The sequence below is a fragment of the uncultured Paracoccus sp. genome, assembly GCF_947487305.1.
In the GTDB taxonomy this organism is placed as follows: Bacteria; Pseudomonadota; Alphaproteobacteria; order Rhodobacterales; family Rhodobacteraceae; genus Paracoccus.
In genome coordinates, this window is record NZ_CANKWH010000019.1 from 22,765 (window position 1) to 45,144 (window position 22,380).

The 22,380-nt window shown below is 63.3% G+C and carries 23 protein-coding genes; 19 read left to right on the forward strand and 4 right to left on the reverse strand.

Going from position 1 to position 22,380, the window contains the following annotated elements:
* Positions 1 to 596: 596 nt before the first annotated feature.
* A complete protein-coding gene (locus Q1A36_RS17735) occupies positions 597 to 2,210 on the forward strand; it encodes a hypothetical protein (protein WP_299846896.1) in 1,614 nt (537 codons plus the stop codon).
* Positions 2,167 to 3,207, forward strand: coding sequence for a dienelactone hydrolase-related enzyme (locus Q1A36_RS17740; protein WP_299846898.1), 1,041 nt, complete (start codon positions 2,167 to 2,169; stop codon positions 3,205 to 3,207). The genes Q1A36_RS17735 and Q1A36_RS17740 overlap by 44 nt, the downstream gene beginning before the upstream one ends.
* Before the next feature lie 117 nt (positions 3,208 to 3,324).
* Here Q1A36_RS17740 and Q1A36_RS17745 read toward each other — a convergent pair whose 3' ends face one another.
* Positions 3,325 to 3,582, reverse strand: a complete 258-nt coding sequence (locus tag Q1A36_RS17745) for a hypothetical protein (protein WP_299846900.1) — start codon at positions 3,580 to 3,582, stop codon at positions 3,325 to 3,327.
* Between the two features lie 154 nt (positions 3,583 to 3,736).
* Between Q1A36_RS17745 and Q1A36_RS17750 the strand changes: the two genes are divergently transcribed.
* The 17 genes from Q1A36_RS17750 to Q1A36_RS17830 all read left to right on the forward strand — a co-directional run bounded on the left by Q1A36_RS17750 (position 3,737) and on the right by Q1A36_RS17830 (position 18,232).
* On the forward strand, positions 3,737 to 4,108 hold the full coding sequence (locus Q1A36_RS17750; RefSeq protein WP_299846902.1) for a hypothetical protein: 372 nt from the start codon (positions 3,737 to 3,739) through the stop codon (positions 4,106 to 4,108).
* A gap of 307 nt (positions 4,109 to 4,415) precedes the next feature.
* The gene (locus Q1A36_RS17755) at positions 4,416 to 4,877 is read left to right on the forward strand and encodes a lytic transglycosylase domain-containing protein (protein ID WP_299846904.1); all 462 of its coding nucleotides are present in this window, start codon (positions 4,416 to 4,418) and stop codon (positions 4,875 to 4,877) included.
* Positions 4,878 to 4,972: 95 nt separating this feature from the next.
* Positions 4,973 to 5,344: a TrbC/VirB2 family protein gene (locus Q1A36_RS17760; protein ID WP_299846906.1), complete on the forward strand. Its 372-nt coding sequence runs from the start codon at positions 4,973 to 4,975 to the stop codon at positions 5,342 to 5,344.
* Positions 5,344 to 5,622, forward strand: a complete 279-nt coding sequence (locus Q1A36_RS17765) for a VirB3 family type IV secretion system protein (protein WP_299846908.1) — start codon at positions 5,344 to 5,346, stop codon at positions 5,620 to 5,622. Before Q1A36_RS17760 ends, Q1A36_RS17765 begins: the two co-directional genes overlap by 1 nt.
* Positions 5,615 to 7,978, forward strand: coding sequence for a type IV secretion system protein B4 (locus Q1A36_RS17770; RefSeq protein ID WP_299846909.1), 2,364 nt, complete (start codon positions 5,615 to 5,617; stop codon positions 7,976 to 7,978). The genes Q1A36_RS17765 and Q1A36_RS17770 overlap by 8 nt, the downstream gene beginning before the upstream one ends.
* Entirely contained in the window at positions 7,979 to 8,128 is a 150-nt protein-coding gene (locus Q1A36_RS17775; protein WP_299846911.1) for a hypothetical protein, read from the forward strand.
* 31 nt (positions 8,129 to 8,159) lie between these two features.
* Positions 8,160 to 9,272 (forward strand): transglycosylase SLT domain-containing protein, encoded by a 1,113-nt coding sequence (locus Q1A36_RS17780; RefSeq protein ID WP_299846913.1) that lies wholly within the window; start codon positions 8,160 to 8,162, stop codon positions 9,270 to 9,272.
* An 11-nt stretch (positions 9,273 to 9,283) separates the two neighbouring features.
* Positions 9,284 to 10,060, forward strand: coding sequence for a type IV secretion system protein (locus Q1A36_RS17785; protein WP_299846915.1), 777 nt, complete (start codon positions 9,284 to 9,286; stop codon positions 10,058 to 10,060).
* A 1-nt stretch (position 10,061) separates the two neighbouring features.
* Entirely contained in the window at positions 10,062 to 10,637 is a 576-nt protein-coding gene (locus Q1A36_RS17790) for a hypothetical protein (protein ID WP_299846917.1), read from the forward strand.
* Positions 10,637 to 11,668, forward strand: a complete 1,032-nt coding sequence (locus Q1A36_RS17795; protein ID WP_299846919.1) for a type IV secretion system protein — start codon at positions 10,637 to 10,639, stop codon at positions 11,666 to 11,668. The genes Q1A36_RS17790 and Q1A36_RS17795 overlap by 1 nt, the downstream gene beginning before the upstream one ends.
* A gap of 38 nt (positions 11,669 to 11,706) precedes the next feature.
* Positions 11,707 to 12,390 (forward strand): virB8 family protein, encoded by a 684-nt coding sequence (locus Q1A36_RS17800; RefSeq protein WP_299846921.1) that lies wholly within the window; start codon positions 11,707 to 11,709, stop codon positions 12,388 to 12,390.
* Positions 12,390 to 13,121 (forward strand): TrbG/VirB9 family P-type conjugative transfer protein, encoded by a 732-nt coding sequence (locus Q1A36_RS17805; RefSeq protein WP_299846923.1) that lies wholly within the window; start codon positions 12,390 to 12,392, stop codon positions 13,119 to 13,121. Before Q1A36_RS17800 ends, Q1A36_RS17805 begins: the two co-directional genes overlap by 1 nt.
* Before the next feature lie 10 nt (positions 13,122 to 13,131).
* A complete protein-coding gene (locus tag Q1A36_RS17810; RefSeq protein ID WP_299846925.1) occupies positions 13,132 to 14,448 on the forward strand; it encodes a TrbI/VirB10 family protein in 1,317 nt (438 codons plus the stop codon).
* Positions 14,448 to 15,455 (forward strand): ATPase, T2SS/T4P/T4SS family, encoded by a 1,008-nt coding sequence (locus Q1A36_RS17815; RefSeq protein WP_299846927.1) that lies wholly within the window; start codon positions 14,448 to 14,450, stop codon positions 15,453 to 15,455. The genes Q1A36_RS17810 and Q1A36_RS17815 overlap by 1 nt, the downstream gene beginning before the upstream one ends.
* Before the next feature lie 46 nt (positions 15,456 to 15,501).
* A complete protein-coding gene (locus Q1A36_RS17820) occupies positions 15,502 to 15,702 on the forward strand; it encodes a hypothetical protein (protein WP_299846929.1) in 201 nt (66 codons plus the stop codon).
* Between the two features lie 182 nt (positions 15,703 to 15,884).
* A complete protein-coding gene (locus Q1A36_RS17825; protein WP_299846931.1) occupies positions 15,885 to 16,298 on the forward strand; it encodes a hypothetical protein in 414 nt (137 codons plus the stop codon).
* Positions 16,299 to 16,309: 11 nt separating this feature from the next.
* Positions 16,310 to 18,232 carry a type IV secretory system conjugative DNA transfer family protein gene (locus Q1A36_RS17830; RefSeq protein WP_299846933.1) on the forward strand — a complete coding sequence of 641 codons (1,923 nt, stop codon included), beginning with the start codon at positions 16,310 to 16,312 and terminating at the stop codon, positions 18,230 to 18,232.
* A 192-nt stretch (positions 18,233 to 18,424) separates the two neighbouring features.
* Here the strand turns inward: Q1A36_RS17830 and eno are convergent, their stop codons facing one another.
* Genes eno through Q1A36_RS17845 form a run of 3 tightly spaced genes read right to left on the reverse strand, consistent with a single transcriptional unit; the run spans position 18,425 to position 22,371 of the window.
* Positions 18,425 to 19,702, reverse strand: a complete 1,278-nt coding sequence (eno, locus tag Q1A36_RS17835; RefSeq protein ID WP_299846935.1) for a phosphopyruvate hydratase — start codon at positions 19,700 to 19,702, stop codon at positions 18,425 to 18,427.
* A gap of 25 nt (positions 19,703 to 19,727) precedes the next feature.
* On the reverse strand, positions 19,728 to 21,128 hold the full coding sequence (gene pyk / locus Q1A36_RS17840; protein WP_299846937.1) for a pyruvate kinase: 1,401 nt from the start codon (positions 21,126 to 21,128) through the stop codon (positions 19,728 to 19,730).
* Between the two features lie 22 nt (positions 21,129 to 21,150).
* Complete coding sequence (locus tag Q1A36_RS17845) at positions 21,151 to 22,371, reverse strand: glycerate kinase (RefSeq protein ID WP_299846939.1); 1,221 nt, start codon at positions 22,369 to 22,371, stop codon at positions 21,151 to 21,153.
* Positions 22,372 to 22,380 lie beyond the last annotated feature (9 nt).

Genomic DNA, 22,380 nt, shown 5'->3' on the forward strand with positions numbered 1-22,380 from the left:
CCAGATCTGCAGGGGTGGCTCAATCGGCCAAGGGGTGATCCGACGGACAAACTCGGCGCGGGCGGCAGTGCATTCGACTGAGCTGGGCCAACCCCCGGACAGGCACAGCAGGATGGCGCAATCGATCGGATAGGACTGTGCCGGGCCGGTTGTCGGAATGGTCAAGAGGCCCGCCAGGGCAGCAGCGACCGCGCTGCGCGTGTAGGTAATCCGATTCATGTCATTATACCTATTTGCAGTGCAACTAGGTATAATGACTACGCCAACTATTCGCCGGTAGCAACTGGTGATTGTGTGTAATGGCTTGCCTCTACCGCCCCTGACAGGCGAAAGAAGAAGTTCGACGGTACAGAAATCTGAGAAATCTCGCCGGTGTTCCAGCGATAGTGGGCCCGCGTAACGTCGTCCTCCACGGTCGTATGGGTCAGGGTCGCTTCGCGCCTCGTCGTTTGATCATGGGGCTCCATCTCGCCGCTCCGCTGCTAATCAACTTCAGGTTTTAGTCACTCGCCTCACAGCTGAGCTTTCTAAGGGGACAAAGTCACGATACAATACGAACAACGGCGAAACGATACGAAATCGGGGCGCGTAAGAAGTTGTTAAAAAACGGCAAATATTTCATTGCACCGCCGAAGGACGGTGGTGATTTCAAGGAGCTTTTCAGATTCGCCGCTGCGGCTGGAGCAGGTCGACCGGTCACGAAAGACGGATTTCCGGATGGCCCCTGGACCGCAGAACTTCTTGCTGAGGCGATTTCACGGATAGACGCAAACCGGACCGGTATCGACCTGCGAACCATCCAGCTCTGGTTCCAGGCAAACGAGAAGGGCATCAGCTCGGCAAACATTCGTTGGCTCGCAAGGGTATTTGGCTGTGATGATCCGGGCGCAACCAGCGAATGGCAGGTCGAACTGAGCGCCGCGCAAGCACGGTTGACGACAAGGAGACGAGAACGGAAGGACCCGACAGACAGTATTCAGCTGCCGAGCCCAGATATCATCCGATCTGTTCCCGCCGATCAGGAGACAAGACCTCCCGATACATCATGGTCGGATACAGACCCGACACGCTCGGCGCAGCGGTTGAGCCTGGTGACGATGTCCGAGGCAATCTTCACGCGCGGCTCGCCACTGAATCTGCCTGCAACGGTGTTCGGGGGCGCCGTAGCACTTGGATTCCTCTCATATTTCCTGCGGGTTCACAACGTCACCTACACCTTGGCGACTGGTGACGAAAAACAGGTTGGGTTCCTCTGGGCACCGAACTGGACATTCCTGTTCATGGTCAGTTTGCCCTTGTTCTTCACCTTTGTGATAAATCTCCTGATCTACTGGAAGGAAGACGGTCGACCGACGCTCGTCGGGCCAGCAAACAGGACCGAAGGCGAACGCACCTGGGAGCGCAATGTCGAGGCTTCCTCATATACCTTCTGGGTCGTCCTCATCATCTGCTTGCTGTTCGCGGGGATCCTGCAATGGATCAGTGTGCGGTTGATACCGTTGGTGACCGGGACAGGAAATTATCCAATGGATTGGGGACTGATCGCCATTGTTCGGCCCGATCTTATTTCGTCAACCGAAGCGATTGTCTTCACGGGTCTCGCCTACCTTTATATGAGCATCTGTTTCTACATCCTATTCTCTGGATTTATCCTGCTCTACTCGATCGTCGATGATTTCATCTTTTCTTCGCGGATGATCGACACCAATTCCGGGATTCGCCATCAGGACAACATCCAAGTGGCTGGGATGAGGATCATCATCGGAATCTTTCGATGTGCCGTTTTGGGAATCGTGGTTTCCATATGCATGAAGCTTCAAAGCGCCTATCTGGCGTCGAATGGGACCAGCATTTCGTCCTGGCTGGTCAACGACATGATCTCTGTCCTGTCCGGGCGGCAAACCGCAGGTTTCGAGGTGAGCTATAGCGTGCCGACACATTACAGCAGCCTCGTCGTTGTGCTGGCGAGCTGCGTGGTCTTCTTCTTTTGCGCTGTTCGAATGACAACTTTCGCAGATTTCCAGGCGCCACTGCGGAGGATGGGTGTGATCATCGTTGTGCTGGTCGCCGGCTATTTGCTCATCGGTGCCTTCCCAGGCTTCTCGATCCCATTGATCGCGGCAGCAATCCTCGCCTTTTTCAGCCTGCTGTCCCCGGGGTTTCCCAATGGCCGCCCGACCAAGCAGAGAGACAACCAAAGTGTTTCATAGTTGGTTGGATCGGTGGGATGAATGGCGGGCCAAGCAGGGTAATGAGGTCAAAGAGCCGACGTCTTACGAGCTCGACGCGGAGCGGGCGTTTCCGGGCGCGGGTAGTTTGTCGGGAGTTGACGATTTCTGCGCCCTATCCGAATTGGCGATGGCTGATCGTTCCTTCTATGATCCACCAAACGGCGATCGCGGGGACTTCCTCAGAAAGAATGAGTGGCTTACATTTTCATCGGACCTTTCGACCGACATCGAGGTCAATAATCAGGTCTGGGTAAAGATTACGGAAGGAAAGCCGAGAGATCGAGCGGTTGTCGTCTTCCACCATTGGAATGCCAGGAAGTGGAACAGCCCACTTGCCAGGTTTCTTGCGAAACGCGGTTTCACGGTCGCCGAAATTTGCATGCCATATCATTTCCAGCGCAGTCGACCTGGATCGCTCTATGCCGACTACATGCTTAGCGCAAACCTTGGTCGAACGTTACAGTCCGTGCGGCAATCCGTGTGGGATGGCCGAAAGCTGATATCCTGGTTGAAGAGTGACGGGTTCGGCGAAATATCGGTGCTCGGCCTGAGCCTGGGCTCATGGAGCGCGGGCCTGGTCGCTGCTCATGACGGTGCCGTATCGAAGGCTGCACTTTTCCTGACAGGGGAAAGTCTGGCGGACATGGTTTGGACGGGTCGTGCGACCGAGGCGATCCGAGCTAGCCTGGCGCCAAAGATCGGGCTCTGCGAGTTTCGAAGGGCATGGGCACCACTTGATCTGGGGAACTACGCTGGTTCCCTGGCACGGCGCGAACTGGATCTTCTCCTGGTGTTGGCCAAGCGAGATCGAGTGGTGCTGCCGGAGTTCGCGCGACAATTTATTCACCAGCTGCGGGACGCCGGAGCGCGGCCGAGCGTCCGAGAGTTGAATTGCGGCCATTACTCGCTGGCATTGCCCCCTTATAATTTGCTGGCAGGCGCAAGCTTGTATCGGTTTCTGAATCCCCGCATTTGATCGGTCTCGGACGGCGGCACGGTCACTCGGATCCGCTGCGCCGGCAACTGCGGACCCTTCCGCGGCGCCCTACCGCGGCGCCGAGATTTGATCGAGGGCGCCTGCCGCCGACGGAAATCAGAGGTCAAGCTCTTGAAGTTTATCGGAGAAGAACCTCGCCTCCTCGAAGACGCGCTGCCATTCCTGATCATAGCAGCGAAAAAACTGCTCAACCTCGCGGAAGTAGCGGTGAAAGTCGTCTTCGATCTCTTTCGCGTACTCTGCCAACAGGGCGGGGTCGTCAAATCCATCGGGAGGGATGGGCGGGAAGCAGATCTCCTGAGCTGAGGCGGACGGCCCGATCACCAGCCAAGTCAGGACCAGGATGTTGGGCACTGATCGCGTTGTCATGGCTTGTAAATCCCTGACCAAAGGTCGTAAAAAAAATCTGAACGATCGGGGAGGAAATGTCAATTTACCTCCTTGCAAAGCAGATACGTAATTTGATAGTCTGGTGCTGACGTGCCAGACTGATTTTGGAGCGCGTCGGATGCCCAACCAGTTACAGGTTAGCAACGAGGTGCTCACCCTTGACATGTGCAGAGAAAAATTGCGGGACGGTTGGGAGCTTCACGTCGTATGCGCCGAAGACCCCGTGCCGGCCCAGAACACGGTTCGAGGATCCTGGTATCTGGTTGCTTTTGAACCGGAAACGGCTCGTTGGGGCGTTGTCGTGGCGCAGCGAGACCTCTATCGGGAAAGGCGTCGCGCCCAAAGCCTCGGGCAAAAGCTCGACCCATCGGATTACGCTTACAGGGAAATCAAGACCACGACAGGGTTGTTCAACGCGCAGACAGAGCTTGGAATTTCTGCGGCCGTCATCCCTGGCGCGAAGGGCCTTATCATGGTCGCTCGGCTGTAAGCCGTACACGCCACCGGCATCACGCGTCCAGCGGCAGCCTCAGCGCGATCATGGGGGTTTCTTCCGGCACTTACTTGTTCCCGTTGCGAGATGTGCCCTCATCGCAACCGTTCTGGCTCTGCCCGCGACCACACAAGCCGACGTCATCCGCTTCGGCGCCGCGTCCAACGGCGCGACGCCCAGCATCGACCCCCGCCAGCGTGCCGTTTATCGCTACGATCGGCGCGGCGCGCTGATCCTGCCGCCGGAACCGGAAGGCGCACCGCCGGACGAGCTGGCACCGGCGGGCAGATCCACCTCCGGCCAGATGAACTTCACCGCGGGAGAGATCCCGGTCGGCAGCTATCCGACGGCGCTGGCGGGGGTGCGGGCGACGGCCGCGCGCTACCAGAACCACCCGGCGATCACGGCGGCCGGCTTGAGCCGCGGCGAGTGGATGGCGCTGTTCCAGGCGATGATCTGGCAGGAATCCCGCTTCAATCCGGCGGCGGTGAGCCCCAAGGGGGCGCAGGGCTTGGCGCAGCTGATGCCCGGCACCGCAGCGCGGCTTGGGGTAAACCCGCGCGACCCGATGCAGAATCTCGATGGCGGGGCGCGCTACCTGCTCACCCAGCTCGGCACCTTCCGCTCTCCGATTCTGGCGCTGGCGGCCTATAACGCCGGCCCCGGCGCCGTGCGCAAATATGGCGGTGTGCCGCCCTACCCGGAAACCCGGACCTACGTGCGGCGCATCCTGTCCCATCACGCAAGGCTGATGGCGTCCCGATGAGGGGGTGGCGCATCTGATACCGGCCGGGGCGGTCCAAGGTATTGGGGACCGGTCCGCCCCGGCCTTCGATCCACGAAACCAGAAAGGAATCGCAGATGCGAATTCTTATCACGACGCCTTGGGCAGAGACAAAGGCCGCCATCCCGTCCCGGTGGAGATCGGGGAGAGGGGTCACCGTCCTGCTCCTGGCCATCCTGTTCCTTTCGGCCAACCACGCCCTGGCCCAGACAAGCGGCAGCGGCGGTGGCGTGCAATTCTCGAAGATCGACACGCTCGGCACCAGCTTCCTGACCTGGCTCAAGGGCAATCCGATCACCCTCTTCTTCACCGTGGCGCTGATCGTGACCGGACTTCTGGCGGCCTTCAACCGCATCAGCTGGATGTGGGTGCTGATGATCTGCATCGGCGCGTTCTTTGCCTTCGGCGCGAGCAATATCGTCAACCAGCTGAAAGCGGTGTTCACCTGATGAGCGAGCGCACGCCGGTCATTCTCGGCCTTTCGCGGCAGGCCAGCCTTGCCGGCCTGCCCATGCCCTATACGCTGGCGGTCGGGGCGCTGGTGATGCTGCCCTTCATTTGGTTCAAATGGATGCCCTGGCTCATGACCGGCCTTCTGTGGTACCCGGCCGCCCGCATCGCCACCATCATCAACCCCCATGGCCACCGAGTCCTGGCCGTCATCCTTCGGCGCACGCCGCCGCGCCTGGCTGCAAGGCGGGCGAAGCGGGTGCGGCGCCATGTTTAACGCCCGCGACCTGAACGAGCTGAGCGAACGGGCCCGCGCGGTCCTGCCGGCCGACCTGAAGCTCTATCGGCACCTGCCCTATGTGCTGGAGATCGATGACGAGACGATCCGCACCCGCGAGAACGGGCTGATGATGGCGCTGGAAGTGACCGGCATCGACGGCACGACCAGTTCGGACGGCGATATCCGCGAATTGCGGCGGGCGTTTGCACATGTCCTCGACGGATTGGACGAACGCTTCACCATCTATCTCCACCGGATGATGCGCCCGGCCGCCCTCGGGCTGTCGCCGATCCGCGGCGACGGCTTTGCGGCGGATGTCGATCGGGCCTGGCAGGCGCATCTCGAGCGCAGGAACCTGCACGAGTTCGTGCTGGTGCTGACGGTCGTCCGCAACCAGGTGCGGCCCTTGCGGGTGCCGCTCTTCGGGACGGCGGCCAGCCGTCTCTTCGACAAGAATACCGCCCGGCGGCTGCACGAGCTGCGCGAGGTCGTGTCGATCATCGAGACCAGCCTTGCGGTCGGTACGCGCCGGCTGAAGATCGGCGATGGCAGCCTGCTGGGCTTCCTCGCGGCCATCAACACTGCGGTCCTGCGCAAGGACTATCGCGGCGCGCGCACCCTGATCGCCGAGGATCTGTCCCATATCGCCCTGGCCTTCGATCCGGCCCGGGGATCGATGACGGTCGAGGAAGGCTTCGACCGGCCGCGATACGCGGCGACGCTGGCGATCTGGAAATACAGCGAGACCACCTGGCCGGGCATGCTCGATGCGCTCGACACCTCCATTGACACGGTGATCTGCCATTCCTTCACCCCGGTTGCCAATCACAGGATATCCGGGCGGGTGAAGCGCCGGGTCAACCAGATCCGTGCCGCCGGCGACCTGGTGCCGACAATCGAGGCACAGCTGCTGCAGGCGGCCGATGATGTGGAGACCGGGAAACTCGGGATCGGCGCCCATCAGCTCTCGATCACGATCTTCGCGGACAGCCAGGCCGCGCTGGACGCCCGCGTCGCCCATATCCGCGGCATCGCCGAGCGGATGAAGGTGACGCTGACGCGCACCATGCGCGCCCAGGAGGCGACCTTCTTTGCCCAGCATCCGGGCAACCAGGATTACCAATGCTTCGAGATGGCCGTCAGCACGGTGACTTTCGCCGACATGGCATCGCTGCATATGGAGGATGCCGGCACGCCCGCCTCCGGCCTGCCCTGGCAGACACCGATCACGGTGCTGGAGACGGCGGGCGGTTCTGCCCATCGCTTCAGCTGGCACCGGCCCGGCAAGCCGGCGCCTGCCGATCCGACGCTTGGCCATACGCTGGTCCTCGGTCCCTCCGATGCCGGCAAATCGACGACGATGGCGTTTCTGGCCAGCCAGGCGATGCGGGCCGGCATCCGTCTCATCCTCTTTGACAAGGACAAGGCCCTGCGCCCGGTGGTGACCGCGCTTGGCGGCTCCTATGCCGAGATCCTTGCCGGCCAACCGACCGGGCTGAGCCCGCTTCTGACCGAAACCGGCCCGCGCGGCGAGGCCTGGCAGATGGACTGGCTCTCCACCCTGGTCGAGCGGGGCGGTGCGCCGCTGACGCCGCAGCAATCCGAGGCGCTCAAATCCGCCATCCGGCAGAACGGGCAGGCCCCGGCCGAACTTCGCGACTTCCGGCATTTCCAGGACCTGATCGGCGATGTGAATGATGGCCGCAACCTGGCCATGCGGATCGGCGAATGGGGACCGGCGGGCCGCTACGCCTGGGTCTTCGGCGCGGCCGAGCGGCCAATCGTCGACTTCGAGGGGGCGGGGACCGTGCTCGGGATCGATCTGACGGAAATCCTCGACCTGCCGGTCGAGCGCATGGCGGTGCTGAGCTATATCTTCCGGCGTCTCGACCTCATGTTCGAGGATCACCGGCCGACCCTGGTGCTGATCGACGAGGCCAGCCGGGTGATGGACGATGACTATTTCTCGCGGCGGGTGCCGAAATGGCTGCCGACCGTGCGGAAACAGAACGTGGTGATGGTCCTGATGACGCAGTTCCCGAGCCAGATCCGGGACAGCAAGGCGAAATCGATCCTCGAGGGCCTGCCGAACCGGATGCTGTTTCCGAACAGCCGGGCGACGGAACGGGATTATGACGGGTACAACCTCACCGAGAACCAGCTGAGCTTCCTGCTCAACGGATCGCGCGGTGCGCGCGAGGTGCTCTGGGCCGGCCCGACCGGTGCGACGGTGCTGAATGCGGATCTGTCTGCATTGGGACCGCTGCTGGCCGCGCTTGGCAGCGATACTGCCGCGAAACAGGCCTTTGGCGAGAATTACGCAACGAGACCGGATTTCTGGAGGAGGGATTAGATGACCAAGGCAATGATCCTGCTCATGGCCACCCTGCCGCTCATGGCAGGTTGCGGCGAGACGCCGATCAGGAAGAGCAATTGCTGGTCCAGCATGGCCCTGCTTCCCTCTGAGGATTGCGATTTCCGCGATGTTCCTCACGCGAAGTAATCGGACCGGCAGGCGGGCAACCCGCCTCGCGATGGCGGCCAGCCTGGCCGCGGCACCGCTCGCGGTGCTGGCCCAGGGTGTGCCCGATATCGACGCCAAGGGCATTCTCGCCATCATCCTGCAACTCGACACCGGCCATGAGACCAGGACGGCGGAGATCGAGGAAACCGCGCGGCAGACGGAACTGCTTGCGCGGGAAGAGGAACAGCTGGCGGCACTCGAGGACACACTGGACCTGCTGACCGGCATCAGCGCGTTTATTCCGGGCCTTGAAGAGGGTGGCGGCGCAGGCAGCGCCGATGCGGCCTCGAGGGTCTATGGGATCCCGGACAACAACCCCTATGCCGACCGGATCATGGGCGATGCGCCGGTGACGATCGAGCAGATGATCGCGGAGACGGCGATCCGGTTCGGCGGGCATCCGGCGCTTGGCCGTGCCGGGATCAACGCGGTGGAGTTCCGCTGCTGGTTCCAGGCGCTGGTGAAGCAGGAATCGAATTTCTCCATCGGCGCGAAAAGCCCGAAGGCCGCCTTCGGGCTCACGCAGATCATCCCCGGCACGGCGCAATATCTCGGCATCTATCCGGCCTATTACGACGATCCGAGCCTGCAACTGGACGGCGGCGCGCGATACCTGCTCGAACAGTTGGGCAAGTTTGGGCGGATGGAACTGGCACTTGCCGCCTATAATGCTGGCCCCGGGGCCGTCCAGAAATACAATGGCATCCCCCCCTATAAGGAAACACAGGATTATGTGCGCAAGATCAGCGGCACTTACAGCCGCTATGCCGCGCGCATGGGCGGGGCGGCCGATGCCCTCGGCACGCTCGATCCCAGGGACATGGCGATTGCCGAAGCCTCGAACCTGTCGGATGCCGGGACGCATTATGCCGCCTGGTCAATGGAAACGATGACCGCCTCGGCCACGCGGCTCCGCTCGATCCTGAGCCAGATCGAGGGCACGCAGTCGGTCAAGGAAGCGATGGATCTGAACACCTATGCGCGGGGCGAGGTCGCGCGGATGGGCAATATCCTGATCCGGCTGATGGCGACGCGCTCGAAGATCGAGGCAGCGCGGAATGCGCTCAAGACCCAGGCCTATATCGAGGACGAGAAATATTTGCAGGTGAGGTTGGAACCATGATCTTGAAGGTGATGAAACTTGGCCTGACCGTGCTGATGATCATGGCCGCGCCGACGGCCTTCGGCCAGGGCGTGCCGACGATCGATGTGACCAGTATCGCGAAACTGCAGGAGATGATCGCCGAGCAGAAGCTTCAGTTGCGCGAACAGATCGCGCAGAATGTGAAGCTGGACGAACAGACGCTGAAACTGGTCGAGCAGATCAGAACGCTGGAGGCGCAGCTTGACGCGCTGCGCAACGGGTTGAGCCTGGCCGATCTCGGCCTCGATCCCGCCAGTTTCCTCAGCGATATCCTGCCCGATTTCTCGGACCTGTCGAAATCGCTCGATGCGGCCAAGGCGGGAAACTGGTCCGGCGTGCTGGCGAATGCCAGCCAGATCGGCGGCAGCAGTGTCAGCGGCTATGTGGACAAGACGTTTGCGCAATCCGGCATCGAACGCAGCGATGTGGATGCGCTGGCGAGTAGCGACGATCCTTCCGCGGCGCGGATCGGCAACCAGGCCAATGTCGGCGCTTTCCTGTCGGTGGCGGCGGAAAGCTCATCGCAGGCGGCACGGGAAAGCCTGACGCGGATGGACGGGTTCATGCAGCAGATCGGCGACACGACGAACCTGAAGGAAGCCATTGATCTCAACACGCGCGTGACCGGCGAACTCGGCATCGCACTGGCAAATATCTGGGCGATGGAGGCGGTGCAGACCGTCAGCCTCGGCGAGGCCGGGATCATGGATGCCGCGACTGCCGCCGATGAAGAGAAATACCTGACCATCAAACTGCCGAAGGATTGAGATGAAGAAGCGCATCATCCTGGGCGGAACCGCCGTCCTTGCCGTTCTGGCCGCGGTGGCGGTGGCCCAGATGCAGCCGGGCGATCACCCCGCGCCGGATGGCCTGGTCACTGAGGCCGAGGACAATCCCTTCGCCGGGCTGCACGAGATGTTCAACGAGCCCGGACCCGATCTCGGCATGACGGAGGAGCAAGTGCAGGCCGAGGACGATTACCTGCATATTTCGCCGCCGGCGGATGAGGCCGACGATGTGCCCGAGGCGCTGACCGAGAACGTGCCTTACGAGACCTGCGACAAGGTGCCGGAAGCAAAGACGCAAGAATTCTTCAGGGGAACGCCGGACGCCTATGCCAATCGCATGTTCTACGATTTTGCGCGCTATGAGCGGGTATCGACGACGAAAGACTGCACCTGCGCCGGCAAAGTCGCGCCTTTCGATACGGTGCAAGAGATCAGGGATCAGATCACGGCGGAACAGGGCGAGGACTGGAACCGTCTCATCATCGGTGGTGACTACGAAACAGCAGGCAACAAACTGCGCGATCAGGTCGAGGTCATGTGCGGAGGCAAGTTCTGATGGGCATTGTCACCGATATCCTGACCACCATCGACACCAGCGTCATGACGGCCGGCGAACGCTTCTTCGAGGCCACCGCCGCCGGGATGCTGCCGGTGATGACCATCGCGACCACGATCCTGCTTATCCTGGTCGGCATGAACATGGCGCTCGGGGTCTACCAGATGACGGCGCGGGACTCGCTCCAGCTCACGGTGCGGATCGTCATGGTCTATCTCTTCGCTTTCAGCTGGTCGAATTTCGGAGCCGTCTATGACGCCTTTGCCACGGCCAGCGGCGACATGGCCATGCGCTTCTTCGACATTGCCGCGACCACGGGCGAAAGCAGCACTTACGAGGCTATGGATAAGTTTGCCTCTCAGATGGCCGACACCGCGGATGGTGTCGCCAAGGCAAATGGCTCCATTCTGCGCGGTGTCCTCGGTGCCTTCTTCTTCGCGCTGCTGTCGCTGCTGATGGGCATCTATGTGCTGATCGTCGGCTTCGCGAAGATCATGCTGGCCTTCCTGATCGGGATTGCGCCCATCGCCATGGTGGCAACGATCTTCGAGCGGACCAAGAACTTGTTCGAGGCCTGGCTCAGCAGCTTCGTCGGCTATCTGATGTATCCGATCGCGGCGTCTTCGGTCATTGCCACCATCGTGGCCGTGGCAAGGCAACAGTTTGTTCGACAAGAGAATGTCGACACGATCAGCCAGATCATCGGCTTCCTGGTCGTCGTCTTTGTCGGCATCTTCGCGCTGAAGGCCATCCCCTCGGCGGCAGCAAACATCACCGGGCATTTCCACCTGGCCAATATCACGCCGCAGGCGCTGCGCCTCGGACAGGGCGGGCTCGGAGTCGCGGCGCAGAACCTGCCCGGCGCCTCGACGATCCGTGATGCGGCGACCATAGCCAGCGCGATCCGCACGGGCAGCGCCGATGATCCGAGGCTGCAGGCCCAGGGGCGCGACCGCGAGCTGCGCGAGCGCGGTGCGGCGATCCGGCAGAAATTCAACGACATCCGCCTGCTGCGCGGCGGCAAGGACTGAGCAGACAAGGCCAAGAGCCAAATTCACGAGGTGAGATCATGACAGACCGCCTGTCTGAACAGAGGACGATTCTCGAAAGCGAGTTGATTTTCGGGGCCAGGCGCAGCCTGCGCACGGCCTGGGGGGTGGCGGGTTTCACCAGCCTGATCGCTGTGGGCGAGCTGACCGCCCTGGTCATGCTGCTGCCGCTGAAGGAGATCCAAGCCTACCTGACCATCGTGGACCGCGACACCGGCATTGCCGAACGCGCGGTCGAGATCGAGAACGCGAGCATCGAACAGGCCGATGCGGTCAAGCAGAGCCTCGTCTTCAATTACGTCATGGATCGCGAGACCTATGACGCCAATGACAATGAGCGGCGCATCCTGAAGGTCTATCGCCAGTCGGCGGGCCTCGCGCAGCAGGGGCTTCGCGCGCTCTGGACCGAGGGCAATGCGGATTACCCACCTGACCTTTATGGGGCGACGGGCAAGATTTCGATCGAGGTGTTGAGCGTCAACCCGATCGATGAGGATACGGCGCAGCTGCGCTTCACCAAGACGCTGAGCCGGCCGGGCGAGGATGACCGGATCGGGAATTTCTACGCGACCGTCACCTACAGTTTCGTGCCGACACAGCAATCGGCGGTCGAGCTGGTCTGGGAAAACCCCTTCGGCTTCACCGTGACGGATTACCGGGTGAGTGCCGAATCTCTCGAAGCCCAGCAGGACGGAGGCAAGTGATGCTGAAATCGACCTATGGCGCGGTCGCTCTGGTGGCAGCTCTGGCCCTGCCGGGCCTCGCCCAGGCAGAAGCCCGGCCGCAATCGGGCGCGCTCGATCATCGCGTGACCTATGCCACCTACCAGGAGGGGCAGGTCTATACGGTCGCGACCCGCCTGCGCAACGTCACCCTGATCGAGCTTGGCGCTGGCGAGCGCATCCAGTCCATCGCCATCGGCGACAGCGAAAGCTTCCAGGTCGACAAGCTGGAAGGCGCCAATGTCTTCACCGTGAAGCCGGTGATCCAGGGGGCGGCGACCAATATGACCGTGGAGACCAACCGGAGGTTCTATTTTGTGAACCTGGTCGAGACCGGCCGCGGCACGCCGAGCTGGTCGGTCAAGTTCACCGTGCCGGGCGAGGGCGGTGGCCCGCGCACGGCGGGTGCCGCCGCGAGGGTGGCGGCCGCGACCCTGCCGCCGATGCGCTATGCGGTCACGCGCAGGGTGAATGGCGCGAGTTTCGCGCCGACCGGCGTCTCCGATGACGGCAACAGGACGTATTTCCAGATCCCGCCCGGCGCGCCGATGCCAAGCGTCTTCCGGGTCGATGGCAAGGGTCTCGAATATGCGGTCAACAGCACGACGAAGGGCACCGTCATCACCGTGGCCGGCCGCTCGGAACGCTGGGTGCTGCGTTACGGCGATCACTCTGTCTGCGTGACCGGCAGGGTCGCGCGGGCCGGGTCGTAAGGAGGCCACGATGGCGAAGGGGAGCGATGAGAGCGGCATCGAGGAGCGGTTGCAGCGCCTTCAGCGCAAGCCCGGACGAATGAACCGCTGGAAGCCCTGGGCGATCGGCGCCGGCACCTTCACCGCCGGTGCGGCGCTCGCCAGCTACGCCTTCCTGAGCGCGACCGATGCACCGCCGCAAGGGACGTCGCTGAACCTGCCCACCTCGCAGGTGACGGATTTCCAGGACGGCAGCGGCCTCGACGGCTTCACCATCACCCGGCCACGTCCCGAGCCGCCGGTGCCGGAAGCCCCGGCCGCGCGCAGGGAAACGGTGGAAGTCGTCGACCAGGCCCGGATCGACGACCTGGCGGCTGAACTCGAAGGGTTGCAGTCGAAGCTGACCGAGGGCGAGACGGCCCGCGACGCGCTTCTGGCGGAACTGGACGAGATGAAGGGCGATGCGGCGCGGAAGGATGAGGCACTTGCCGAGGCCGAACGCACAAACCTGCGGCTGCAATCGCAGCTCGAGACCCGGGACCAGCTCTCCGGCCAGGAAGAGGCCGCGGCCGCGCTGGCCGCAGAGCGCCGGGCGGCCTATGAGGCGCGCCGGGCGGAAGAGGAAGCACGCCGGCAGGCCCAGATCGCCTCGCCGATGGTGGCCTGGCGCGCCAGCGGCGACTCTGCGGCAGCGGCGGGCGGCGAGTCCCTGGGTGATGGGGCCGGCGAGGACTTCCTCCGCGCCGGGGCGAACAAGGCCCGGGTGACGCAGAGCGAGGTCATCGGCAGCCCGTCGAACACCATCATCCACGGCACGCTGATCGAGGCGACGCTGGAAACCGCGATCAGCAGCCAGTTGCCCGGCAATGTCGCGGCCAATGTCAGCTATGATGTCTGGTCCATGGACATGAGCCAGGTGCTGATCCCGCGTGGCTCGAAGCTCTATGGCCGCTATGATGCGCAGATCGAGCGCGGACAGCGCCGGGTGATGATTGCCTGGGACCGGCTGGTCACCTCCGATGGGCAATCGGTCCAGCTTGAAGGCTATGGCACGGACCGGATCGGCCGGGCCGGCATGACCGGCAAGGTCAACAATCACACCCTGGCCCGGTTCGGATCGGCCGCGGCCGTGTCGATCATCGGCGCGCTGCCGGAGATTGCCGTCGCCAGGATAGAGGAGAAGGACGGCAGCGAGACCACGCGCGATACGGTCGAGAGCATCGGCCAGGGTGCATCTGACGCCCTCGATAACGTCATGGCGGACTATCTCGACATTCCGGCGACGATCTCGGTCGATCAGGGCGCCGTGGTCATGGTCCGGGTGAATGCGGATCTCGAGATGTTCTGATGGCCGGCTATCTCGATCATTACCTGCAGCGCCTCGATCGGGTCCTGGGCGATCCCCGGGTGATCGAGCTGGCGATCAATGGCGATGCCGGGCTCTGGATCGAGAAAGCCGGCGCCGCCCATATGAGCCGCTTCGACGGGATCAGCATGAGCCCATCCGATGTGACCGACCTGGCCCGGCAGATCGCCAATGCCGCCGAGCAACCGCTGACGGCGGCCTCGCCGATGATCTCCACCACCGTGCCCTATGGCGGGGCGACGCTGCGGGTGCAGGCGATCATCGCCCCGGCAGCCTTCGGCGGGACGATCCTGTCGTTCAGGGTGTTCCGGCAGCGCCGGCCCTCCGAGGCGCCGAAGAGATTCGGCTTCCTCCGCCCGCAGGGCATCTCGCTCGAAACCGAACGGCTGGAGAAGATCGACAAGATCCAGTGCCTCGCGGCCGGCCTCGGGCTGGGCGGCGATGCTGATGCGCTCCTCAAGGCCTGCATCGATCTGAAGCTGAACCTGATCCTCTCCGGCCCGACCTCGGCCGGCAAGACCGAACTCGCACGCCGGCTGATCTGGATGATCCCCGATACCGAACGCCTGGTGCTGATCGAGGATTCGGCCGAGGCCCTGCCGCATCAGCCAAACCATGTCAGCCTGATCGCCGCGCGCGATGAAGCCTCACCGCGCTCTGCCGACAAGCTCTTGCAGGCCACCCTTCGGCTGAGACCAGACAGGATCATCCTGGGCGAGGTGCGCGGCGGCGAAGCCGCCACCTTCCTTGGCGCCATCAATACCGGCCATGAGGGCAGCTTCACCACGCTGCATGCGGCCAGCGGTCGCAAGGCCATGGACAAGATGGCGCTCCTCGTCATGAACACCGGCACCCAGCTGAGCTACCGCGAGATCCTGCGCTACCTGCGTGGCTCCATCGATGCGGTGATCCAGACCGGCCGCGACGGAGAAACCCGCGGCATCATGGAAGTCTATGTCCCGGCACTGGACCAGGACCTTCTCCGATGAGAACAGATCACCCTTCCTTTCCCCGGCAACAAAAAGGAGCATTGCCATGACACAGGCCTATTACCGCATCACCGTCCCCATCGAGGGCAGCGACGGCAAGACCCGCTTCCGCCCGGTCGGAACCCTGTTTGCGCAACGCGAAGACGCCAAAAGCGCCTTCAAGATCAAGCTCGACTTCCCCGTAGGCGCCACGGAACTCGTGGTCTTCGATCCAAAACAGGTCAGCGACGACAGTCCCGTCGAGTGAAAAAGCCGGGGCTTGCGCAAGGGACCCCTGAACAACTGCCACGAGAGCGTCTCGCGCGATCGCGGGAGGCCGGTGATCGGAGCGCGACGGCGCCATCAGGTGTCGCGTCTCTCGGGGTGGGTGTGGTCTTGCGGCGCTCGAGTTCGCGCTCTGCGCCGCGACCTGATTTGAAGGAGTGAGAGATGGACAAGGAGACCGAAGACCTGGCCCGGCGTCAGCGGGAGGCATTGGCCGAGGGGCGCGCGGCGGAAGAGGCAGGGGAGCCTGTCATCTACATTCATGGCCGCCCCTATGCGGACCCTGCCAATGGCCCCTCCGCATCCAGGGCAGGGGCTCGCCCGACGGCAAGCCCCGCGGCGCGCGATGCCGACGATGAGCGCCTGAGGGACATCCAGATCGACAATGCATCGATGATGATGACGCTGGTTGAAAGCACCGCTGAAAACATGGCCTTCATCCGCGAGAATCTCTCGCAGCTGGCCGAACCGGATCGCGGGGCCATCGCGGCGGCATATGGCCGGATCGTCGCCGAGGCCGCCAGGGACCATCGGCACAGCGTTGCTCCAAGGACGCATGATCTGGACATGGATCTGTAGGAGGCAGGCAGATGAAGCGGACCTTCCTTGTCCTGCCCTTCGGCATCCTCGGCGGCGCCCTCATCGGCCTCATGCTTGGGGGCATGTGGGTCCAGCATCAACTCGGCGCCAATGCCGCCTCTGCCGACATGTTTATTCTGGTGAAACATTTTCCGGGCTTGTCACGCAGCCTGACCCAGCCCTGGCTGACGGGCTATCAGATCGCCGCGGCGGGCCTGGTCGCGACCCTGCTCTTCACGCTGGCGCTGTCCTTCACCGAGACGCTGACCCAATATGGCAAGGCCCATTTCCAGTCTCCGGCCGAGATCAGGAAGAACGGCCTCCTGCGCGAGATCGGCGGCGGCCTGGTCTTTGCCCGGCTCAGGCCCCACGGGATCCTCGGCCGCATCCTCGGCAGGTCACGCTTCATCGCCTCGGGTTGGGACAAGTTCCCGCATTGCCTGGTTGTCGCGCCGACGCGGGCGGGCAAGGGTGTCGGCTATGTCATTCCGAACACGCTCCTGTTTCCCGGCAGCTGCGTCATCCTCGATGTGAAGGGGGAGATCTTCGAGGCCACCTCCCGCCACCGCCAGCGCCAAGGTGACGAGATCTTCTACTTCGCCCCCTTCGACTTCGAGCATGCCTCGCATCGCTACAACCCGCTCGAACGCATCGCCGCGCTGGCCAACCCTGATCAGCAGTTCACCGAGCTGAGCAAGCTGGCCAGCTATTTCCTGACCACCAGCGAGAAGGGCGGGGCGGCGGATTTTATCACCGGCGCAAGGGAGCTGTTCGTGGCCGGCGGGATGCTGGCGATCGAGCGCGGAATGCCCTCCATCGGCGAGATCACCCGCATCCTCTTCGGCGGGGCCGACAAGTCCGAGGTCTACCTGGCCCGGGCCGACGAGCTGCGTCACCGCCAGGCCCGGGGGACCTTCGTCGAATTCAGCGGCTATGCCGATCGCACGCTCTCCTCCTATATCTCGGTCCTGAAGGGCGCCGGCCTCGGGCTCTGGCTGAACCCGCAGGTCGACCGTGTCACCAGCGGTAGCGATGTCAGCTGGCAGCGCATCCGCATGAAACCGCAGACGGTCTATATCGTCGTCAACAGCGACGACATCGTCACCCTCGCGCCGCTGATGCGGCTGCTCTTCGGCGAGTTGATCGCCACCTTGCGGTCGTCCCTGCCGAACCCCAAGACAGAGCCCTGGCCGGTGCAGATCATCCTCGACGAGTTCGACCAGCTGGGCCGGATGCCGATCGTCGTGCAATCGCTGAAGCAGCTGGCCGGCCATGGCGGGCGTGTCTCGATCATCACCCAATCCATTCCCGGTCTCGACACCCTCTATGGCGAGAATGACCGACTGTCGCTGGAATCCGGCGCTGGCATGAAGTTCTTCATCAGTCCGAACGAGAAAAAGACCGCCGCCGAGGTCTCCGAGGCCCTGGGCAAGACGACCCGCCTGTCCGTCAGCGACAGCCTGTCCTCTGACGGCCGCGGATTCCGGCGGCGGTCGGTGTCGCGCCGGAACGAAGAGCGGCCGCTGATGAGCCCGGATGAGGTCCGGAAACTCGACGCCTCCAGGGTCATCCTGATCCCCGAGCGCCAGAACCCGATCCTGGCGGATCGTATCGTCTATTACCGGGATCGGTACTTCTCGAAGATCATGGCGGCACAGTCCGGGTCGCTGCCCTATCCTGACGAGCGGCACCAGATCAGGTCGATGCGTGACGCGATCGAGAAACTGCAAGGCCAGGTGGCGCAGTTCCAGCCGCTGGCCTATGCGCCGCCGGCCGGCATCACCGCCAAGGCGGTCATCGCCGAGGCGGAGGCAGCCCGGCCGACCATGACCGAAGCCGAGGCGCAGGAGACCCTGCGCCCATCCGACGAAGAAGCCATCAGGAAGGCGTCGGATTTCCGGAAGAAGATAAAGGCGAAGTTTCCTCAAGCGTGACGTTCGGGCACAATACCGCCCTGCGGGGTCGTACCATTCTTGTCCTGTGCCAGAGATGAACATAAAGCCAGGTCGGCCCCATTCCTGACTTTCGTGACGTCACGCCGCCGCACTGCGGCATTCGCCGAACCGGTCATTCGTACATCATGCAGTAATTCTCTGACTGAGAACACTCAGTGAGGGGTAGTCCGGTCACCCCCTCAGGATCGAACGCCCGGCGTATTGAGCCATCTCGCCCAGCATTTCCTCAATCCGGATCAGCTGGTTGTACTTGGCCAAACGGTCTGAACGGGCCAGCGAGCCGGTCTTGATCTGGCCGCAATTGGTGGCCACCGCCAGATCGGCGATGGTGGCATCCTCGGTCTCGCCCGAGCGGTGGCTCATCACACTGGTATAGCCGGCACGATCGGCCATGCGCACCGCGTCCAGCGTTTCGGACAGGGTGCCGATCTGGTTCACCTTGACCAGCAAGCTGTTACCGCAACCCCACGCGATGCCATCGGCCAGACGCTCGGGGTTGGTGACAAACAGGTCGTCGCCCACCAGCTGAACCTTGCCTCCCAGTTTGTCGGTCAACAGTTTCCAGCCGTCCCAGTCATCTTCGGCGCAGCCATCCTCGATCGACAGGATCGGATAGTCGGCGCAAAGCGCGGCCAGATACTCGACATTCTCGCCCGAGGTCAGGGTTTTCCCCTCGCCGGCCATCTCATACTTGCCGTTCTTGAAATATTCGGTCGAGGCGCAGTCCAGCGCCAGCATGATATCGTCGCCGGGCTTGTAGCCGGCCTTCTCGACCGCCTTCAGGATGAAATCCAGCGCGTCGCGGGTGCTGGAGAGGTTCGGCGCAAAGCCGCCCTCGTCGCCGATGCCGGTCGACAGACCCGAGGCCGAGAGTTCCTTTTTCAGCGTATGGAAGACCTCGGACCCCATGCGCACGGCCTCGCGGATGTTCTCCGCGGAAACCGGCATGATCATGAATTCCTGGATGTCGATGGGGTTGTCGGCATGTTCGCCGCCATTGATGATGTTCATCATCGGCACTGGCAGCACATGCGCGCCGGTCCCGCCGACATAGCGGTAGAGCGGCTGGCCCGTGGCCATCGCTGCCGCCTTGGCCACCGCCAGCGACACGCCCAGAATGGCATTGGCGCCAAGCCGGCCCTTGTTCGGGGTGCGGTCCAGTTCGCACATCATGCGGTCGATGGCGAGTTGCTCGGTTGCATCCTCGCCGATCAGGTTCTCGGTGATCTCCCCATTGACCGAGGCCACCGCATCCTGCACCCCCTTGCCCATGTAGCGCGACTTGTCGCCGTCACGCTTTTCGACCGCCTCATGAGCACCCGTCGATGCACCCGAGGGCACGGCGGCCCGGCCAAGCGTGCCATCTTCCAGCGTCACATCGACCTCGACGGTCGGGTTGCCACGGCTGTCGAGGATCTCACGAGCGAAAATATCGATGATGGCGGTCATGAAGATGTTCCTTTCGTCGGAGGCGTCAAGAGAATGTCGCGACGCGGATGTTGTTGGTGCTTCCGGATTGGCCGAAGGGTACGCCGGACAGGATGACGAGGCTGTCACCGGAACTTGCCGACAGAAGCGGGCGGCTTTCGCGCAGGGCGGTCTCGACCATGCTGTCATAGTCATTGACCGAATTTTCGGTCAGCGCCTGAGCACCCCAGAGCAGCGCCATCCGCCGACCGACATGCGGGTCGCGGGTCAGGACGATCAGTGGCAAGAATGGTCTGCGGGCGGAAATCCGGGCGGCGGTGCTGCCGCTCCGCGAATAGGCGACCACGGCGGACGCGCCGAGCGCGAATGCCAGCATTGCGCCATGATCGGCAATCGCGTCGGCGGGTGTTGCTGCTGCTTCGCGCGATGCGGCGATGACGCGGGCGTAATGGGCATGGGCCTCGGTGCTGCGGATGATGCGCTCCATCACCGCGACGGCCTCGGCCGGATAGGCACCAGCAGCGCTCTCGGCTGACAGCATCACCGCATCGGCGCCGTCATAGATTGCGGTGGCCACATCCGATGCCTCGGCCCGGGTCGGTGCGGGCGAGGCGGTCATGGATTCCAGCATCTGCGTTGCCACGATCACCGGGCGGCTTTCCCGACGACAGAGCGCGATCAGCTCTTTTTGGCGGGCTGGCACCTCCTCGGGCGGAATCTCGACGCCCAGATCGCCACGCGCGATCATGATCGCGTCGGACTTGGCCACGATGGCGTCGATATCTTCCAGCGCCGAGGGCTTTTCGATCTTCGCGACCAGTCCGGCGCGACCGTCGATGATCCGCGTGATTTCATCCAGATCGCTGGCCTTCTGCACAAAGGAGAGCGCCACCCAATCGACGCCATGCGCCAGCCCGAATTCCAGATCGCGGCGGTCCTTCTCGGTCAGGACCGGCAGGTCCAGTACCGTATCGGGCAGGTTGACGCCCTTGCGGTCGCTGATCTTGCCGCCTTCCAGCACCTCGGCCTCGATCCGGTCGGGTGCCACCCGGCGCGCAGCCAGCCGGACCCGCCCGTCGTCGATGAAGAGGCGGTGGCTGGGCTGAAGTGCCGCGAAGATCTCGGGATGCGGCAGAGGCAGGTCGCCATCGCTTTCGCCGGGCGCGAAGGTGACCATTTGTCCACGTTCCAGTTTCCGAGGGCCGCCGCCCAGCTTGCCCAACCGGATCTTCGGGCCCTGCAGGTCTTGCAGGATGCCAATGGGGACGCCCGCCTCTGCCTCCAATGCGCGGATGGCGGCTATGACACCGGCATGGGTCTCATGTTCGCCATGGCTGAAATTCAGGCGGAAGGTATCGACGCCGTTCTGGAAAAGCTGGCGCAACATCTCGGGTGTTGCGCTAGCGGGGCCGACGGTCGCCACGATCCTGGCGCGTCTGTCTCGCATCATGAGATATTCCTTTCGGGGTTCAGGCAATCAGGATCGCTCTGAAATCGTTGACATTGGTCAGAGTCGGGCCAGTGCGGATCAATGCGTCGATCCCATCGAACAGGCTGTAGCTGTCATGATCGTCCAGAAAATCGCGCGGTTTAAGGCCGAGATTCTCGGCCTTAAACAGCGTATCCGGGGCGATGATCGCGCCTGCGGCATCTTCGGTGCCATCGATGCCATCGGTATCGGCGGCCAGCGCATGGATGCCGGGATGGCCGTCTAGTGTGACCGCGAGGCTCAGCAGGAATTCGGTATTGCGGCCACCACGCCCCGGCTTCCTGTCGCCGATGGTCACAGTGGTTTCGCCGCCCGACAGCAGCACAGCGGGCGGCTTGATCGGCGTTCCATGGGCAGCAGCGGCGCGGGCGATGCCCGCCATGGCGATGCCAAGCTGGGATGCCTCGCCTTCCAAAGCATCGCCCAGAAGCAGGGGGGTGACGCCTGCCTTGCGCGCCACCTCGGCGGCAGCTTTCAGCGACATCTGCGGGGCGGCGATCATGCGGAAATCGGACGTGAAATCGGGCTGCAACTCGACCGGGCGCAGCAGGAGTTCGCGCGCGGCATCCGGCAGGTTCGGCCCCAGCTTGGTGACCAGATGCGACAGATCCTCGCCCGCTGTCGGATCGGGCACGGTTGGACCCGAGGCAATTGCGGCCGGATCGTCCCCCGGCACGTCCGAGATTGCCAGCGTCACCAGCCGCGCCGGGGCAGTTGCCCGTGCCAGCCCGCCACCCTTGATCAAGGACAGGCGGCGGCGAACCTTGTTCATATCTTCGATGGTCAGGCCAGAGGCCAGCAGCAGCCGGTTGACCTGCATCTTCTCAGTCAGCGTCAGCGGCGGCACCGGCAGGGTCATCAGCGCCGAGCCTCCGCCCGAGATCAGCGCCAGAACCAGATCATCCGGCCCCGCCGATTGCACGAGCGCAAGGATTTCGGTGGCGGCCTCGTGCCCGGCCGCATCCGGAACCGGATGCGAAGCCTCGCGCACCATAATCCGTTCGGTCGGCACGGCATGGCCGTAGCGGGTGACGACCACGCCCGTCAGATCGACATCGGGCCAGGCGCGTTCGACGGCGCGCGCCATTGCGGCGGCGGATTTGCCTGCCCCCACCACGATGCAGCGGCCTGCGGGTTTCTCGGGCAGTTGCCGGGCGAGGACGGCGGCGGGGTCAGCCGCCGCAATCGCCGCATTCAGCATCCGCTTTAG

Coding starts and splice junctions, on each gene's coding strand:
- Q1A36_RS17740 (WP_299846898.1), top strand. CDS start 2,167: ATGGCCGCCCGACCAAGCAGAGAGACAACCAAAGTGTTTCATAGTTGG.
- Q1A36_RS17750 (WP_299846902.1), top strand. CDS start 3,737: ATGCCCAACCAGTTACAGGTTAGCAACGAGGTGCTCACCCTTGACATG.
- Q1A36_RS17755 (WP_299846904.1), top strand. CDS start 4,416: ATGAACTTCACCGCGGGAGAGATCCCGGTCGGCAGCTATCCGACGGCG.
- Q1A36_RS17760 (WP_299846906.1), top strand. CDS start 4,973: ATGCGAATTCTTATCACGACGCCTTGGGCAGAGACAAAGGCCGCCATC.
- Q1A36_RS17765 (WP_299846908.1), top strand. CDS start 5,344: ATGAGCGAGCGCACGCCGGTCATTCTCGGCCTTTCGCGGCAGGCCAGC.
- Q1A36_RS17770 (WP_299846909.1), top strand. CDS start 5,615: ATGTTTAACGCCCGCGACCTGAACGAGCTGAGCGAACGGGCCCGCGCG.
- Q1A36_RS17775 (WP_299846911.1), top strand. CDS start 7,979: ATGACCAAGGCAATGATCCTGCTCATGGCCACCCTGCCGCTCATGGCA.
- Q1A36_RS17780 (WP_299846913.1), top strand. CDS start 8,160: ATGGCGGCCAGCCTGGCCGCGGCACCGCTCGCGGTGCTGGCCCAGGGT.
- Q1A36_RS17785 (WP_299846915.1), top strand. CDS start 9,284: ATGAAACTTGGCCTGACCGTGCTGATGATCATGGCCGCGCCGACGGCC.
- Q1A36_RS17790 (WP_299846917.1), top strand. CDS start 10,062: ATGAAGAAGCGCATCATCCTGGGCGGAACCGCCGTCCTTGCCGTTCTG.
- Q1A36_RS17795 (WP_299846919.1), top strand. CDS start 10,637: ATGGGCATTGTCACCGATATCCTGACCACCATCGACACCAGCGTCATG.
- Q1A36_RS17800 (WP_299846921.1), top strand. CDS start 11,707: ATGACAGACCGCCTGTCTGAACAGAGGACGATTCTCGAAAGCGAGTTG.
- Q1A36_RS17805 (WP_299846923.1), top strand. CDS start 12,390: ATGCTGAAATCGACCTATGGCGCGGTCGCTCTGGTGGCAGCTCTGGCC.
- Q1A36_RS17810 (WP_299846925.1), top strand. CDS start 13,132: ATGGCGAAGGGGAGCGATGAGAGCGGCATCGAGGAGCGGTTGCAGCGC.
- Q1A36_RS17815 (WP_299846927.1), top strand. CDS start 14,448: ATGGCCGGCTATCTCGATCATTACCTGCAGCGCCTCGATCGGGTCCTG.
- Q1A36_RS17820 (WP_299846929.1), top strand. CDS start 15,502: ATGACACAGGCCTATTACCGCATCACCGTCCCCATCGAGGGCAGCGAC.
- Q1A36_RS17825 (WP_299846931.1), top strand. CDS start 15,885: ATGGACAAGGAGACCGAAGACCTGGCCCGGCGTCAGCGGGAGGCATTG.
- Q1A36_RS17830 (WP_299846933.1), top strand. CDS start 16,310: ATGAAGCGGACCTTCCTTGTCCTGCCCTTCGGCATCCTCGGCGGCGCC.
- eno (WP_299846935.1), bottom strand. CDS start 19,702: ATGACCGCCATCATCGATATTTTCGCTCGTGAGATCCTCGACAGCCGT.
- pyk (WP_299846937.1), bottom strand. CDS start 21,128: ATGCGAGACAGACGCGCCAGGATCGTGGCGACCGTCGGCCCCGCTAGC.
- Q1A36_RS17845 (WP_299846939.1), bottom strand. CDS start 22,371: ATGCTGAATGCGGCGATTGCGGCGGCTGACCCCGCCGCCGTCCTCGCC.